A 15,424-nucleotide genomic window follows, 5' to 3' on the forward strand; every position below is an offset into this window, starting at 1 on the left:
CCCGCTCCGCCCGGTCCCGCCGTTGCCGGCCGGATGTGGTTTGCGTGAAGATCAGCCGTTGTAGCGGCGGAAGACGAGCGTGGCGTTGGTGCCGCCGAAGCCGAAGCCGTTGGACATGATGGTGTTCAGGCCGGCATTGTCGATGCGCTCGCGCACGATCGGCACGTCGGCGAAGACCGGGTCGAGCTCCTCGATATGGACCGAGGGGGCGATGAAGTCGTGCTGCATCATCAGCAGCGAGTAGATCGCCTCGTGCACGCCGGCCGCGCCCAGCGAGTGGCCGGAGATCGCCTTGGTGGCCGAGATCCGCGGCAGGTCCTTGCCGAACACGCTGCGCATTGCCTCCACCTCGCGCTCGTCGCCGACCGGCGTCGAGGTCGCGTGCGGGTTGATGTAGTCGATCGGCTCGCCGACATTGGCCATGGCCAGCTTCATGCAACGGGCAGCGCCCTCGCCGGAAGGGGCGACCATGTCGTAGCCGTCGGAGGTCGCGCCATAGCCGACGATCTCGGCATAGATGGTCGCGCCGCGCGCCTTGGCGTGCTCCAGCTCCTCGAGCACCAGCACGCCGCCGCCGCCGGCGATCACGAAGCCGTCGCGATTCTTGTCGAACGGACGGGACGCGTTGTAGGCGGTGTCGTTGTACTTGCTCGACATGGCGCCCATGGCGTCGAACAGGTTCGACATGGTCCAGTCGAGATCCTCGCCGCCGCCGGCGAAGACGACGTCCTGCTTGCCCCACTGGATCAGCTCGGCGGCATGGCCGATGCAGATGTTGGTGGTCGCGCAGGCTGCGGAGATCGAATAGTTGACGCCGTGGATCTTGAACGGGGTCGCCAGCGTCGCCGAAGTGGTGGAGCTCATCGCCTTGGGAACGGCGGTCGGTCCGATGCGGCGCGGGCCCTTGTCGCGGGTGATGTCGGCCGCCTCGACGATGGTGCGCGTCGACGGGCCGCCCGAGCCCATGACGATGCCGGTGCGCTCGTTGCTGATGTCGCTCTCCTCGAGACCGGCATCGGCGATCGCCTGCTGCATCGACATGTAGGTCCAGGCCGCGCCCGGTCCCATGAAGCGGGTCGTGCGGCGGTCGAGCACCTCGAACGGATCGACGGTCGGGGCGCCGTGGACCTGGCAGCGGAATCCGAGCCGCGCATAGTCCTCGGCCGGAACGATGCCGGACTTGCCCTCGCGCAGGCTCGCCGTCACTTCCTGGGTGGTGCCGCCCAGCGACGACACGATGCCCATTCCGGTTATCACCACCCGCCTCATCGCGGTCTCCCATGCTGTCTTTCGGAGCCGGCGCAAGGGGCCGGTCCGGTATCAATCGAAACGTCGAGCCACGGCGCGATCCCGTCCGTGCGACATCACTGCCTGATATCGCTGCGCGGTCGTGCCGTCCGGGGGCGCCTGGCCGCCTGTGCGGCCGGGCATGCCCTCACCAGATAGGCGCTGCCGCGCCGGCGATCAATCGCCCGCGTCGGGTCCTACTCGGTCTTGAACAGGCCGACCTTCAGGTCCTTGGCCTGATAGATCGTCTCGCCGTCCGCCTTCAGCCAGCCGTCGGCGATGCCGAGCACGAGGCGGCCGCGCCGCACGCGCTTCAGCTCGACGCCGTATTCGACGAGCTTGGTTTCCGGGGTGACCATCTTGGAGAACTTGATCTCGCCGGTGGAAATCGCCCGCCCGCGGCCCGGCTCGCCGAGCCAACCGAGGAAGAAACCGGTCATCTGCCACAGCGCATCGAGGCCCAGGCAGCCCGGCATGACCGGGTCGCCATGGAAATGGCAGGGGAAGAACCAGAGGTCGTCGCGGATGTCGAGCTCGGCGCGGACCTGCCCCTGACCGTATTCGCCGCCATCCTCGGAGATCGAGGTGATGCGGTTGAACATCAGCATGGGCGGAAGCGGCAGCTGCGCATTTCCGGGGCCAAACAGCTCGCCGCGTCCGCAGGCAAGCAATTCATCGTAGGAGTAGCTCGATTGCCGCACGTTCTTCCCATTCCCGCAGGTTGATCGGTTGTCCCGTATGCGCAAGACGGCCGTCATGGCCGCCCCGCCGGACCGGGATCTGGTTCTGCCGCGCTTACTAACATAGCATCTTGCGCTCCGGAAACCCGTGAAGTGGCCCCCGGAATGAGCTTTTTCGCACTCCTTTAGGTCGGCTTGCCACATTTTCCGGCCGCAGCGCGCGTTCGGGCCGTCGTTTTGACCCTTTTCCTCGGCACCTTGGCGGCCGCGGACAGGGCGAAGCTTGCAAATCAGGCGCGATCCGTGGCAGAAAACTGCCATGGATCTTGCGTGCCGGTGGGGGCAGTCCCCACATGAACGGTGCGGCAGGGTTCTGGCGAGGGTCGCCGAAGGCGCCCGCAATGGCGGTCCCCGGCGGACCGGGATGCAACGAGAACGGAAAGCGAGCGGGAAGACGTGGGCGAACTGCACCGGCATCGTGAGGTACAGGAAATGCTTCGTTCGGCCGGCCTGAGGCCGACCCGACAGCGCGTTGCGCTGGCCGAGCTCCTGTATTCCAGGGGCAACCGGCACATCTCCGCCGAGCTTCTGCACGAAGAGGCGGAAGCCGCCGACGTTCCGGTGTCGCTGGCCACGGTCTACAACACGCTGCACCAGTTCACCGAGGCCGGCCTCCTGCGCGAGGTCGCCGTCGAGGGCACCAAGACCTATTTCGACACCAACACCGACGACCACCACCACTTCTTCATCGAAGGCGACAACAAGGTGGTCGACATTCCCGGCTCCGGCGTGTCGATGGCCCGGCTTCCCGAGGCGCCCGAGGGCATGGAGATCGTCCGCGTCGACGTGGTGATCCGCCTGCGCCGCAAGGACTGAGCCTTCCCGGCCCGGCCTGCTGCCCGATTTCCCGACAGTTTCAAGACCTCTGCAACGCGGGCATGGCGCCCGCGCTTTTCGCTGCGCGGATCAGGCAGCCTGGCGGCGCGTGTTTTCCGGGCTCTTGCACAGGTCGGCGATCAGGCACTTCTCGCAGTCCGGCTTGCGGGCCTTGCAGATGTAGCGGCCATGCAGGATCAGCCAGTGATGGGCGTGCAGCAGGAATTCCCGCGGCACCGCCTTTTCCAGCGCCGTCTCCACTTCCAGCGGCGTCTTGCCCGGCGCCACGCCGATGCGGTTGCCGAGGCGGAAGAGATGCGTGTCGACCGCGATGGTCGGCTGGCCGAAGGCGATGTTCAGCACCACGTTGGCGGTCTTGCGCCCGACGCCGGGCAGCGTTTCCAGCGCCTCCCGGTCCTGCGGCACTTCGCCGCCGAAGCGGTCGATCAGCAGCTGCGACAGGGCGATGACGTTCTTCGCCTTGTTGCGGAAGAGCCCGATGGTCTTGATCGCCTCGCGCAGCCGGTCCTCGCCCAGCTCCACCATCTTCTGCGGCGTGTCGACGGTCTCGAACAGCGGCCGCGTCGCCTTGTTGACGCCGACATCGGTCGCCTGCGCCGACAGCGCCACGGCAACCAGCAGCGTGTAGGGATTGACGTAGTGCAGCTCGCCGGTCGGCTCCGGATTGGCGGCGTGGAAGCGCGCGAAGATCGCGTAGAGCTCGTCCTTGCTGTAGCGCGGGCGCGCCGTGCGGCGGGGCTTGGCCGCCTTCGGCCCGGCGGCGGTTTTCGTCGCCTTGGCGGCCTTCGCAGCAGCCGCTTTGGCGGCCGGTGCGGCGGGCTTGCGCGACTTGCGGGGATCGGGCTGGTTCGCGGTCATTCCTCCTCTATAATCACCGCTCATGACGAGCGGCAATCCGAAAACCGAGCGGCCCGATCCGCAAGACCTTGCTTCCGATCCGGTCCAGGCCGATCCGGATGCGCCTTTCTTTGCGGCGCTGCTGACGCCCTACCGCTCGCTCGGGCCGGCGGGCTTCCGCATCCTCATGCTCGTGGTCTGCGCCATCTGCCTGACCGCCGGCCTGTTGTTCCTGTCGCTCGGCGCCTGGCCGGTCTTCGGCTTTCTCGGCCTCGATATCCTGCTGATTTTCTTCGCCTTCCGCTGGAATTACCGGGCGGCGCGGGCGTTCGAGGAGGTGCAGGTCTCGCGCACGGAAATCCGCATCCGCAAGGTGCTGGCCTCCGGCCGCGAGCAACTCTACTCCTGCAATCCGTTCTGGGCGCGCCTCGATGTGCGCGAGGAGGAGGACGAGGGCGTCGTGCGCATCACGCTGACCGCCCGCGGCATGTCGGTCGACATCGGCGGCTTCCTCAATCCGGAAGACCGCACCAGCTTTGCCGGCGCCCTGCGACGCGCGGTCGCACTGGCCAAGGCCGGCGGCCCGCAGCCGGACCTGCCGGCAACGGCCTGAGCGCCTTTTTCCCGTTCTGCAGCGGCGGCACGCTGCCGGATCAAAAGATCCGGCAGAACTGCGGCGGCATGCCCGGCCGCTGCCAGGTGACCGTGTTGCCGCTGCCGGTCAGCGCATAGCCCCGCCCGACATAGTTCAGCTCGCCGCCGCCGCCCGACCGGTCGGGCAGCGTCACCGGCGACAGGCCGCGCTCGCGCACCGTCGCGGTGCGGCGGGCATTGTCGATGGTCACGTCGAGATAGGCGCCGCTGTCGCAATCGTAGGAGAGCGGCAGCACGTCGCCGGAAGGCAGCGGTTCCGGGGGCAGGAACTGCGGCGGCGGCGCCGGCCGGTAGACCGGGGCCGGTTCCGCCTCCGCCATGCCCGGGGGAATCGTGACCGTGCGCGTGCCCCCGCCGGCCAGATAGATGCCGAGGCACCGTCCGCGCAGGTTCGAGACCAGCCAGGGGTGCCCGGCCAGCGTGTCCTGGATCATCCGCCCGCCCGGCGGCACTTCGGCCTGGGTCTGGCGCAGCCCGTCGAAGTCGAGCCAGTGCACGATCACCGGCCGGTTGCGGTCGTTGACGAAGATCATCCGGGCCGGCCGGTCGCTCGGCACCGAGGCGATGTCGCCCTCCTCGTAACAGCTGATGCCGCCGCTGCCGCCCGCCACCGGCAGGCCGCGCGTCATCTGCGGCGCCGCCACCACCGGGGCCGGGGTGGCGCAGGCCTGCTGGAAGCTGCGCACCGGCTGGGCGCTGCCCGACAGCGACACCTTGTAGCGCCAGTTGCCGGCGATGCCGACATCCAGCGTCTCGCCGCGGATCATGCCGGTCCAGATCGGGTCGTCGGCCGTCAGCGTCACCACCGGCTCGGACTGGCCGGCCTCGTTGTTGGCGCTCGACCCGCGCGCCGTGTAGCTGCGCGATACGTCGCGGGCCGACAGCTGCACGGCGATCTGCTGGTTCTCGGCGAGCGGGTCGGCGGTTGCGGCAAGCTGCATCTCGATCCGGTTGGAGCCGCGCTGGCAGCTGGCCCGGAGTGCTCGGTCGTCGGTCTGGCGCAGGCCGTAGACCAGCTGCAGCCGGTCGCCGCCCAGGTCCTCCACATACCAGTTGCGCCCCTCGAACAGCGGCAGCCCCGGCTGCACGCCGGCCAGGTCCTGCGGCGGATCGACGTCGCGCGCCTCGTCCTGGTCTCCGTTCTGGGTTACCTGCGCGGTTGCCGCCGCCTCGTCCTGCCGCGTCTGCGCGTCCTCGGCGGCGGTCGCGGGGGTCTCGCGGGCGGCTTGCGCCTCGTCGCGGCTGCCGCGCAAGCCGTCCTCCGCGCTCCCGTCGACGGACGGGCGGCGGACGCCGCCGGCCCGCGGCGGTGCGCTCGGTCCTGCACCGGACGGCACGGCCTGGCGCACGCCGCGCGCACCCGCATCGGCCTGGCTGGACGCGGCGCCCTTTGTCGCCATCGTCACCTTCCAGTCGCCGCAGATGTCGACCTCGTCGCGCAGGATCCGCCCGTCGGCGAGCACCAGCCGCAGCGAGCGCCGGCAGTCGATCTGCCCGTCGTTCTTGGCATCGCCCTCCACCTCGACGAAGACGCGCGCTTCGGCCCGGCGGCGCACCTGCATCGCCTTGCCGTCCATCTCCACCTCGCGGATCGCGGTGTCGTCGTCGGTCTGGATCATCACCAGCCGGCGCTGCACGCGCTGGCCGGACCCGCTTCCCGCCGTCTCGCCGCTGCCTTGCGCGGGGGCCGGCAGGGGCGACAGCAGGGCGGCGATCAGCGCCGCCAGGCCGACGGCAATACCCGCACGCGGCAGGCGCCGGCTCGCGGGCAGGGGGGCAGCTGACAGGCAGGCAACGGGGCGAAACTGGTGCATCGGCAGGTCCGTGTTCTTCGCAATCGGCGCGAGGGCGCCGTTCAGCGCCGCACAGTGGCCCGCGTTTTTGACCGAAGCAAGACGGCCCCTCCCTGCCCGGCCGTCGCAAATCGGGTGGCGATGCGCGTGTCCCGCGACTAGGCTCCCGGGTTCGTGATGATGCTTTCATCAGCGAACGGACAGCGAGCGTGACGGGAGTTCCGGCAATGACGGTGATGCGCAACATGGAAGAGGCCCTGCCGGCGGTGCCTGCAGCACAGCTTCCCGAGGCGGCGAAGGATTACGATATCGTCCGCCGCACCCTCAAGGTGATCACCGAGACCTGGCGCGACCAGCCGGCGCTGGAGACGCTCGCCGCGGAAGCCGGCCTCGACCCGATCCAGCTGCAGCGGGTGTTCTCGCGCTGGGCCGGCATCACGCCGAAACAGTTCGTCCAGGCGATCACCCTCGACCATGCCCGTGCCCTGCTGCGGCAGTCGGCCACCGTGCTCGACACCAGCTACGAGGTCGGCCTGTCGGGCCCGGCCCGCCTGCACGATCTCTTCGTCACCCACGAGGCGATGACCCCCGGCGTCTACCGGGCGCGCGGCGAGGGCGTCGAGATCCGCTACGGCTTCCACCCCTCGCCCTTCGGCCTCGCGCTGGTCATGGCGACGGAGCACGGCCTTGCGGGCCTTGCCTTTGCCGATCCGGGCGAGGAGCGCGCAGCGCTGGAGGACATGACCGGCCGCTGGCCGCGCGCGGCCTATGTCGAGGACACGGCCTTCACCGCGCCGATGGCGCAGCGCATCTTCGCGCCCTCGCAATGGTCGGCGGAACAGCCCCTGCGGGTGGTGTTGATCGGCACGGATTTCGAAATCCGCGTCTGGGAGACCCTGCTGCGCATTCCGCTCGGCCGCGCCACCACTTATCGCGACATCGCCGAGCGGCTGGGCAAGCCGACCGCCTCGCGCGCCGTCGGCCGGGCGGTCGGGCGCAATCCGATCTCCTTCGTCGTGCCCTGCCACCGGGTGCTCGGCAGCACCGGCAAGCTCTGCGGCTATCACTGGGGCCTGACGCGCAAGCGCGCGATCCTCGGCTGGGAGGCCGGGCTCGCCGGCCCCGTGCTGGAAAGCGTGTAAAGGCGGCTCAGGTCTTTTTGCGCGCCTGTTTCAGCTTGTAGAGCGCCTCCAGCGCCGCGCGCGGCGTCAGGTCGTCCGGGTCGATGGCGTCGAGCGCCTCCAGCACCGGATCGGGCGCGGGTTTCGCGGCCGGTGCGCTCGGTCTCGGCGCTGCGGCGGCGAACAGCGGCAGGTCGTCGATCAGCTGCTCCCCCGGCGCGCGCCGGTCCTGCTCCTCCAGCTGCGCCAGCACCGCCCTCGCCCGTTCGATCACCACGGACGGCAGGCCGGCAAGCTTCGCCACCTGGATGCCGTAGGATCGGTCGGCGGCCCCCGCGACGATCTCGTGCAGGAACACCACGTCCCCCTGCCACTCGCGCACCCGCACCGTCGCGTTGGTCAGTCGCGGCAGCCGGCCCGACAGGGCGGTCAGCTCGTGATAGTGGGTGGCGAACAGCGCCCGCGAGCGGTTCATCTCGTGCAGGTGCTCGATCGCCGCCCAGGCGATGGACAACCCGTCGAAGGTCGATGTGCCGCGTCCGATCTCGTCGAGGATCACCAGCGCCCGCGCGCCCGCCTGGTTGAGGATCGCCGCCGTCTCGACCATCTCCACCATGAAGGTCGAGCGTCCGCGCGCCAGATCGTCCGCCGCGCCGACGCGCGAGAACAGCCGGTCGACCACGCCGATATGCGCCGAGGCCGCCGGCACGAAGGCGCCCATCTGCGCCAGGATGGCGATCAGCGCGTTCTGCCGCAGGAAGGTCGACTTGCCGGCCATGTTGGGACCGGTGATCAGCCAGATGCGGCCGCCCGCCTCGCCCTCGCTCGGCCCCAGATCCGCGTCGTTGGCGACGAAGCTCCCGCCGCCCTCGCGCTTCAGCGCCTGCTCGACGACCGGATGCCGGCCGCCGCGAATGTCGAAGGCCAGGCTGTCGTCGACAACCGGCCGGCACTGGTTCTCCGCCTCGGCGAGATGCGCCAGCCCCGCCGCGACGTCCAGCACCGACAGCCCGTCGGCGGCGCCCTTGATGGCATCGCCCGCCCCGATCACCGCCTCGCACAGCCGGCGGAACACCTCGCTTTCCAGCGCCAGCGCCCGCCCGGCCGCATTGGCGATGCGGCTTTCCAGGTCGGCGAGTTCCGTGGTGGTGAAGCGCATCGCCCCGGCCATCGTCTGCCGGTGGATGAAGCGCGCCGGATCGGCGGTCAGCTTCTCCGCATGGGTCGCCGGCACCTCGATGAACCAGCCCAGCACGTTGTTGTGCTTGATCTTCAGCGCCCGGATCGCCAGCTCGTCGGTCAGCGCGCCCTGCAGCTGGGCGATTACCTTGCGGCTGTCGTCGCGCAGCCGCCGCAGCTCGTCGAGATCGGCGAGATAGCCCTCGGCAACGAAGCCGCCGTCGCGGGCAAGCAGCGGCGGCTCGTCCACCAGCGCCCGCTCCAGCTCGCCGGCAAGCTCCGCCGGGGCCGCCGCGATCCGCGCCAGCGCCGCGCCGATCTCTTCGCCCTCGCTGCCCGCATCCGCGAAGAGGCCGGCGATGTCGCGCGCCGCACCCAGGCCGCTGGCGATGGCCAGCAGGTCGCGCGGGCCGCCGCGCTGCATGGCGATACGCGAGAGCGCGCGCGCCATGTCGGGCACGGCCTTGAGGCGTTCGCGCAGCCGTTCGCGCAGGTACGTGTCGCCGACCAGCCGCGCCACCGCGTCCTGCCGCTTGCGGATCTCCTCCACCTCGGTCAGCGGGCCGGCCAGCCGGGCGGCCAGCAGCCGCGATCCGGGACCGGAGACGGTGCGGTCGATCACCGAGAGCAGCGATCCGGCGCGGTCTCCCGCGAGCGTGCGCATCAGCTCCAGGTTCGCCCGCGTCGCCGGGTCGATCAGCATCCGCCGCGAGGTCGCCTCGTGCGAGGGCGGGTCGAGCGGCGGGCGCTCGCCGTATTGCGTGCGCTCCACATAGGCGATGGCCGCTGCCGCCGCCGTCAGTTCAAGCCGCGAGAAGCTGCCGAAGGCCTCCAGCGTCGCAACGCCGTAATAGCGCGCCAGCCGGTCGCCGGCAGTCGCCCCGTCGAACAGGCTGCGCGGCACCGGCGACAGCGCCGCCCCGGTCTCGGCCAGCTGCCGGCGCAGCTCCGCATCGTCGAGCAGCACGTCGGCGACGATGATCTCGCGCGGGTCGATGCGGGCAAGATCGCCGGCCAATTGCCGTGCATCGCTCGTGGCGACGCGGAAGGCGCCGGTGGAAATGTCGGCCCAGGCCAGGCCATAGCTCGCCTCGTCCTCCAGCGATCCGGTGCGTGCCCGCGCCAGCGTCAGCAGGAAGTTGTTGCGCGCCGCCTCCAGCAGCCGGTCCTCGGTCAGCGTGCCGGGCGTCACCAGCCGCACCACTTCCCGCCGCACCACGGATTTGGAGCCGCGCTTCTTCGCCTCCGCCGGGTCCTCGGTCTGCTCGCAGACCGCGACGCGGAAGCCGAGGGAGATCAGCTTCTGCAGGTAGTCGTCGGCCGCATGCACCGGCACGCCGCACATGGGGATGTCCTCGCCCAGGTGCTTGCCGCGCTTGGTCAGCGTGATACCCAGCGCCCGCGAGGCCTCTTCCGCGTCCTGGAAGAACAGCTCGTAGAAGTCGCCCATGCGGTAGAACAGCAGGCAATCGGGGTTGGCCGTCTTGATCTCGATATACTGCGCCATCATCGGGGTCATGGCGGAAAGGTCAGGTGCAGGCGCCGTAGCGCCGGCGTTGTCCGGCAAGGGAGCTGTTGCGCCGGCGTTGTCCGGCGCGGGGGCGTCCCCGCCCTCGCGAAGCTGCGCTGTACTGTGGGAGATCTGCATGTCGTCGGCCATGCGGCAGACCCTAATGCGGCGGCGTCCGGGACGGAAGAGCCTGCACGTCCCCCGCCGCAGGTCCTCCCCGCTTTGTTGACCCCGGCCGCCAACTCGGCTTGAGCCTTGAATCCTCCGGGGATATGGTCTGCGTCCGCCGCCGTGACGGCGCAATGATCTGGAGGAAACCGCATGCCGACGACGGACAAATCGGGCAAGAGCAACGTCAGTTTTACCGATCAGGAGGCATTGCAGTTCCACCAGCAGGGCCGCCCCGGCAAGCTGGAGATCACCCCGACCAAGCCGATGGCGACCCAGCGCGACCTGTCGCTGGCCTATTCGCCGGGCGTTGCCGTTCCCGTGCGTGCCATCGCCGAGGATCCGTCCCGCGCCTTCGACTACACCACGCGCGGCAATCTCGTGGCGGTGATCACCAACGGCACTGCGATCCTCGGCCTCGGCAATCTCGGCGCGCTCGCCTCCAAGCCGGTGATGGAAGGCAAGGCGGTGCTGTTCAAGCGCTTCGCCGACGTCGACAGCATCGACCTTGAGATCGACACGGAGGAGGTCGACGCCTTCGTCAACGCCGTGCGCTATCTCGGCCCGTCCTTCGGCGGCATCAACCTGGAAGACATCAAGGCGCCGGACTGCTTCATCATCGAGCAGCGCCTGCGCGAGCTGATGGACATTCCCGTCTTCCACGACGACCAGCACGGCACGGCGATCATCGCCGCCGCCGGCCTGATCAACGCGTTGCACCTGACGGGCCGCGAGCTCGCCACCACCCGCGTGGTGTGCAACGGCGCCGGCGCGGCCGGCATCGCCTGCATCGAGCTGATCAAGGCGATGGGCGTGCCGCATGACAACGTCATCCTCTGCGACACCAAGGGCGTGATCTACCAGGGCCGCACGGAAGGCATGAACCAGTGGAAGTCCGCCCATGCGGTGGAGACCGACGCGCGCAGCCTCTACGACGCGATGAAGGGTGCCGACGTCTTCCTCGGCGTGTCGGCCAAGGGCGCCTTGACGGAGGACATGCTGCGGGCGATGGCGCCGAACCCGATCATCTTCGCCATGGCCAACCCGGATCCGGAAGTCACCCCTGAGGAGGCCCATTCCGTGCGCGACGACGCCATCGTCGCGACGGGCCGCTCCGACTATCCCAACCAGGTCAACAACGTCCTCGGCTTTCCCTACATCTTCCGCGGCGCGCTCGACGTGCAGGCGACGACGATCAACGACGAGATGAAGGTCGCCTGCGCCCATGCGCTGGCCGCGCTGGCGCGCGAGGAAGTGCCGGACGAGGTCGCCGCCGCCTATCGCGGCAACCGTCCCAAGTTCGGCCCCGAATACATCATCCCGGTGCCCTTCGATCCGCGCCTGATCTCCACCATTCCGCCGGCGGTGGCCCAGGCGGCGATGGACAGCGGCGTCGCCCGCCGGCCGATCGTCGACATGGAGGCCTATCGCCACCAGCTCTCGGCCCGGCGTGATCCGGTCGCCGGCACCCTGCAGCGGATCTTCTCCAAGGTGCGCCAGCAGCCCAAGCGCGTCGTCTTCGCCGAAGGCGAGGAGGAGCCGGTGATCCGCGCGGCGGCGAGCTTCGTCGCGCAAGGGCTCGGCGAGGCGATCCTGATCGGCCGCGAGGACGAGGTGCGCGCGGTCGCGGCCAGCGCCGGCGTCGACCTGGAGCGCGGCGGCATCCGCATCCTCAATGCGCGCCTGTCGACCCGCAATTCCGACTATGCCGAATATCTCTACGCGCGCCTGCAGCGCCGCGGCTACCTGCTGCGCGATTGCCAGCGGCTGGTCAACAACGACCGCAACTACTGGGGCGCCATCATGGTGGCGCGGGGCGATGCCGATGCCATGGTCACCGGCCTCACCCGCAACTACTCGGTCGCCCTCGACACGGTCCGCAGCGTCGTCGACACCAAGCCCGGCCACCGGGTGATCGGCGTGTCGCTGGCCCTGTGCCGCGGCCGCACCGTGCTGGTCGCCGACACGGCGGTGATCGACATGCCGACCTCCGAGGAGCTGGCCGACATCGCCGAGGAGGCGGCCCATGTCGCCCGCCGCCTCGGCTATGAGCCGCGCGTCGCCATGCTCGCCTATTCCACCTTCGGCCATCCGCGCGGCGAGCGCTCGGAAAAGGTCATCGAGGCGGTGAAGATCCTCGACCGGCGCCGCGTCGACTTCGAATATGACGGCGAGATGGGCGCCGATGTCGCGCTCAACATGGACAAGATGGCGGCCTATCCGTTCTGCCGCCTGACGGCCCCGGCCAACGTGCTGGTCATGCCGGCGTTCCACTCGGCTTCGATCTCCACCAAGATGCTGCAGGAGCTCGGCGGCTCGACGGTGATCGGCCCGCTGCTCGTCGGCCTCGACAAGCCGGTGCAGATCCTGCCGATCGGCGCCAAGGACAGCGACATCGTCAACATGGCGGCCATCGCCGCCTACAACGTGACGTGAGCGGGGTCGACGCCATGAGCACGCGCGGCCTCGTCAAGATCTGCGGTCTGTCGACCGAAGAGACGCTCGACGCCGCGCTTGCAGCCGGGGCCGACATGATCGGCCTCGTCTTCTTCGAAAAGAGCCCGCGCAACGTGTCGATGGAAGTCGCATCCGCCCTTGCAGCCCGCGCCCGCGGGCGGGCGGAGATCGTGGCGCTGACGGTCGATGCGGACGACGCGCTGCTGAACGCCGTCGTTGCGTCCGTGCGGCCCGACTGGCTGCAGCTCCACGGCCACGAGAGCCCGGCGCGCTGCGCGGAGCTGAAAGCGCGGCACGGCATCAGGATCATGAAGGCGCTGGGCATCTCGGCGGCTGAAGACATTGCCACTGCTGCGCCCTATGTCGCCCATGTCGACCGGCTGCTCTTCGATGCCAAGCCCCCGAAGGGCGCGGTGCTGCCGGGCGGCAACGGCGTCAGCTTCGACTGGCGCCTGCTCAAGGGCCTTGACCTCGGCGTTCCGCTCATGCTTTCCGGTGGGCTGGATGCCGCGACGGTCGGCGAGGCGGTCCGCATCGGTGGGATCCGCGACGTCGACGTCTCCTCGGGCGTGGAGCGCGCGCGGGGCGTCAAGGACACGGAACTCATCAGGGCGTTCGTCGCGGCTGCACGCCGGGCGGTGCCGGGAGCGGCGTCTGACGCCGCCGAACAGGGACGCAGCGCATGACGATCCAGCAGAACACCTTCCGCTCCGGTCCGGACGAGCGCGGCCATTTCGGCATTTTCGGCGGCCGCTACGTCGCCGAGACCTTGATGCCGCTGATCCTCGATCTCGAGCAGGCCTACAAGGATGCCAAGGCCGATCCTGCCTTCCAGGCCGAGATCGACAACCTCAACACGCATTACACCGGCCGGCCCTCGCCGCTCTATTTCGCCGAGCGGCTGACGGCCGAACTCGGCGGCGCGAAGATCTATTTCAAGCGCGACGAGCTCAACCACACCGGCAGCCACAAGATCAACAACTGCCTCGGCCAGATCCTGCTGGCCCGGCGCATGGGCAAGACCCGCATCATCGCCGAGACCGGCGCCGGCCAGCACGGCGTCGCCACCGCCACCGTCTGCGCCCGCTTCGGCCTTCCCTGCGTCGTCTACATGGGCGCCACCGACGTCGAGCGGCAGAAGCCCAACGTCTTCCGCATGAAGCTGCTCGGCGCGGAGATCGTCCCGGTCACCGCCGGCGCCGGCACGCTCAAGGACGCGATGAACGAGGCGCTGCGCGACTGGGTGACCAATGTCGCCGACACCTACTACCTGATCGGCACCGCCGCCGGCCCCCATCCCTATCCGGAGATGGTGCGCGACTTCCAGTCGGTGATCGGCACGGAAACCCGCGAGCAGATGATGCAGGCCGAAGGCCGCCTGCCGGATGCTCTCGTCGCCGCCGTCGGCGGCGGCTCCAACGCCATCGGCCTGTTCCATCCCTTCCTCGATGATCCGCAGGTCGCCATCTACGGCGTCGAGGCGGGCGGCAAGGGGCTGCAGGGCGAGGAGCACTGCGCCTCGCTCAATGCCGGCAAGCCCGGCGTGCTGCACGGCAACCGCACCTATCTGCTGCAGGACGACGATGGCCAGATCCTCGAGGGCCATTCGATCTCGGCTGGCCTCGACTATCCGGGCATCGGGCCGGAGCATTCCTGGCTGCGCGACACCGGCCGCGTCACCTATGTGCCGGTGACCGACGACGAGGCGATGGAGGCGTTCCAACTGCTGACCCGCGTCGAGGGCATCATCCCGGCGCTGGAGCCGGCCCATGCGCTGGCCCAGGTGATGAAGCTGGCGCCGACCATGGACAAGGACCAGATCATCGTCATGAACCTGTGCGGGCGCGGCGACAAGGACGTGTTCACGGTCGGCAAGTTGCTCGGCTTCGACCTGTAAGCCGCCTTATTTCGGCTCGACCTTCGAAAAAAGGCCCCGGCGAGGAGATCGCCGGGGCCTTTTGCATGTTCGCTGCCGGAGGGGCTGCTCAGGGGCCGCTGACGGCGATCAGCACGCAGGTGTTTTCCTCCAGCCGCCGCACCTGGTGGCGCAGCGGGCCGGGAAACTGCACCGAGTCTCCCTTGCCCAGAACGATGTTCTCCTCCGGGAAGGAGATCTCCACCCGCCCCTCGACGACGAACAGCAGCTCCTCGCCCCGGTGCTCGGCCTCGGGCTCCTCGCGCAGCTCGTCCGGCGGATACATCAGGAACACTTCCAGCCCCGAGCTGCCATGGCCCTGGGTCAGCAGCCGCATGTGATAGCTGTCGTCGCGGGCGGTCAGCTCGCCGCGCGCATCGGCGCGGGTGACGAAGACCAGCTTGTGCTCCTCCGCCGCGCCGAACAGCTGGGCGACGGACACTTCCAGCGCTGTCGCGATGCGCAGGATGATGGCGATCGACGGCACCTTGATGCCGCGCTCGACCCGCGACAGGTAGCCCTTGTCGAGCGTCGCATCGAGCGCCAGCTGCGACAGCGACAGGTTCTTCTCCTGCCGCAATGTCCTGATCGCCCTGCCGAGACCGATCCCGGTCGGCAGGGTCAGCTTTTCCGCCGCATCGCGTGCCATCTAAAGCGTCATCCTCTCCTGCCGGGCGGCGCCGCCTCCTCGCGGGGGCTGTCCCGGCCCGGCCAATATACCGGCGCCCGGCCGGAAAAACAGACGCTGCGGTTTTCGCGGCAGGCCGGGCAAAATCACGAGCCTTGTCCTATAGGCAACGATGTTCGGGGCGTCCAGAGGGACGCCCTCGGTAAATCTGGCATAACCCTTGCTCATATTGCCGCACAGGCCGCGAAAACGCCCGGCGGCCGATTTTCTGGTTGCCTATTAGGCAACGTTGTCTACA

General features: G+C 69.3%; 12 protein-coding genes. 6 read left to right on the forward strand and 6 right to left on the reverse strand.

The window, feature by feature from the left end; genetic code table 11:
• Positions 1-51: 51 nt before the first annotated feature.
• Together fabB and fabA are read right to left on the reverse strand one after the other, a co-directional pair.
• Complete coding sequence (gene fabB / locus GH266_RS13295) at positions 52-1,269, reverse strand: beta-ketoacyl-ACP synthase I (protein ID WP_158194254.1); 1,218 nt, start codon at positions 1,267-1,269, stop codon at positions 52-54.
• Between the two features lie 215 nt (positions 1,270-1,484).
• The gene (gene fabA, locus GH266_RS13300) at positions 1,485-2,045 is read right to left on the reverse strand and encodes a 3-hydroxyacyl-[acyl-carrier-protein] dehydratase FabA (RefSeq protein ID WP_158194255.1); all 561 of its coding nucleotides are present in this window, start codon (positions 2,043-2,045) and stop codon (positions 1,485-1,487) included.
• 378 nt (positions 2,046-2,423) lie between these two features.
• Between fabA and irrA the strand changes: the two genes are divergently transcribed.
• Complete coding sequence (gene irrA / locus GH266_RS13305) at positions 2,424-2,843, forward strand: iron response transcriptional regulator IrrA (RefSeq protein ID WP_342354271.1); 420 nt, start codon at positions 2,424-2,426, stop codon at positions 2,841-2,843.
• Positions 2,844-2,933: 90 nt separating this feature from the next.
• Here the strand turns inward: irrA and nth are convergent, their stop codons facing one another.
• A complete protein-coding gene (nth, locus tag GH266_RS13310) occupies positions 2,934-3,722 on the reverse strand; it encodes an endonuclease III (RefSeq protein ID WP_158194257.1) in 789 nt (262 codons plus the stop codon).
• A 22-nt stretch (positions 3,723-3,744) separates the two neighbouring features.
• On the opposite strand from nth, the gene GH266_RS13315 reads away from it, so the two are divergent.
• Positions 3,745-4,314, forward strand: a complete 570-nt coding sequence (locus tag GH266_RS13315) for a DUF2244 domain-containing protein (RefSeq protein ID WP_158194258.1) — start codon at positions 3,745-3,747, stop codon at positions 4,312-4,314.
• A 40-nt stretch (positions 4,315-4,354) separates the two neighbouring features.
• On the opposite strand, the gene GH266_RS13320 is transcribed toward GH266_RS13315, so the two are convergent.
• Positions 4,355-6,169, reverse strand: a complete 1,815-nt coding sequence (locus tag GH266_RS13320; RefSeq protein ID WP_158194259.1) for a VHL beta domain-containing protein — start codon at positions 6,167-6,169, stop codon at positions 4,355-4,357.
• A gap of 215 nt (positions 6,170-6,384) precedes the next feature.
• Between GH266_RS13320 and GH266_RS13325 the strand changes: the two genes are divergently transcribed.
• On the forward strand, positions 6,385-7,290 hold the full coding sequence (locus GH266_RS13325; protein WP_425329570.1) for a methylated-DNA--[protein]-cysteine S-methyltransferase: 906 nt from the start codon (positions 6,385-6,387) through the stop codon (positions 7,288-7,290).
• Positions 7,291-7,297: 7 nt separating this feature from the next.
• On the opposite strand, the gene mutS is transcribed toward GH266_RS13325, so the two are convergent.
• Entirely contained in the window at positions 7,298-9,955 is a 2,658-nt protein-coding gene (gene mutS / locus GH266_RS13330) for a DNA mismatch repair protein MutS (protein ID WP_209001647.1), read from the reverse strand.
• Positions 9,956-10,279: 324 nt separating this feature from the next.
• On the opposite strand from mutS, the gene GH266_RS13335 reads away from it, so the two are divergent.
• From GH266_RS13335 to trpB, 3 genes are read left to right on the forward strand one after another with little or no spacing between them, the layout of a single operon-like run.
• A complete protein-coding gene (locus GH266_RS13335) occupies positions 10,280-12,562 on the forward strand; it encodes an NADP-dependent malic enzyme (RefSeq protein ID WP_158194261.1) in 2,283 nt (760 codons plus the stop codon).
• A gap of 14 nt (positions 12,563-12,576) precedes the next feature.
• Positions 12,577-13,269, forward strand: coding sequence for a phosphoribosylanthranilate isomerase (locus GH266_RS13340; RefSeq protein ID WP_158194262.1), 693 nt, complete (start codon positions 12,577-12,579; stop codon positions 13,267-13,269).
• Complete coding sequence (gene trpB, locus GH266_RS13345; protein ID WP_158194263.1) at positions 13,266-14,480, forward strand: tryptophan synthase subunit beta; 1,215 nt, start codon at positions 13,266-13,268, stop codon at positions 14,478-14,480. The genes GH266_RS13340 and trpB overlap by 4 nt, the downstream gene beginning before the upstream one ends.
• An 88-nt stretch (positions 14,481-14,568) precedes the next feature.
• On the opposite strand, the gene GH266_RS13350 is transcribed toward trpB, so the two are convergent.
• The gene (locus GH266_RS13350) at positions 14,569-15,147 is read right to left on the reverse strand and encodes a helix-turn-helix domain-containing protein (RefSeq protein ID WP_158194264.1); all 579 of its coding nucleotides are present in this window, start codon (positions 15,145-15,147) and stop codon (positions 14,569-14,571) included.
• Positions 15,148-15,424 lie beyond the last annotated feature (277 nt).

Source organism: Stappia indica, from assembly GCF_009789575.1.
GTDB lineage: Bacteria > Pseudomonadota > Alphaproteobacteria > Rhizobiales > Stappiaceae > Stappia > Stappia indica_A.

Bases quoted from the DNA above. Each gene is read 5' to 3' on its own strand.
- GH266_RS13335 (WP_158194261.1), top strand. From the start codon at position 10,280: ATGCCGACGACGGACAAATCGGGCAAGAGCAACGTCAGTTTTACCGAT.
- fabB (WP_158194254.1), bottom strand. From the start codon at position 1,269: ATGAGGCGGGTGGTGATAACCGGAATGGGCATCGTGTCGTCGCTGGGC.
- GH266_RS13320 (WP_158194259.1), bottom strand. From the start codon at position 6,169: ATGCACCAGTTTCGCCCCGTTGCCTGCCTGTCAGCTGCCCCCCTGCCC.
- trpB (WP_158194263.1), top strand. From the start codon at position 13,266: ATGACGATCCAGCAGAACACCTTCCGCTCCGGTCCGGACGAGCGCGGC.
- nth (WP_158194257.1), bottom strand. From the start codon at position 3,722: ATGACCGCGAACCAGCCCGATCCCCGCAAGTCGCGCAAGCCCGCCGCA.
- GH266_RS13315 (WP_158194258.1), top strand. From the start codon at position 3,745: ATGACGAGCGGCAATCCGAAAACCGAGCGGCCCGATCCGCAAGACCTT.
- GH266_RS13325 (WP_425329570.1), top strand. From the start codon at position 6,385: ATGCGCAACATGGAAGAGGCCCTGCCGGCGGTGCCTGCAGCACAGCTT.
- GH266_RS13350 (WP_158194264.1), bottom strand. From the start codon at position 15,147: ATGGCACGCGATGCGGCGGAAAAGCTGACCCTGCCGACCGGGATCGGT.
- fabA (WP_158194255.1), bottom strand. From the start codon at position 2,045: ATGACGGCCGTCTTGCGCATACGGGACAACCGATCAACCTGCGGGAAT.
- mutS (WP_209001647.1), bottom strand. From the start codon at position 9,955: ATGGCGCAGTATATCGAGATCAAGACGGCCAACCCCGATTGCCTGCTG.
- GH266_RS13340 (WP_158194262.1), top strand. From the start codon at position 12,577: ATGAGCACGCGCGGCCTCGTCAAGATCTGCGGTCTGTCGACCGAAGAG.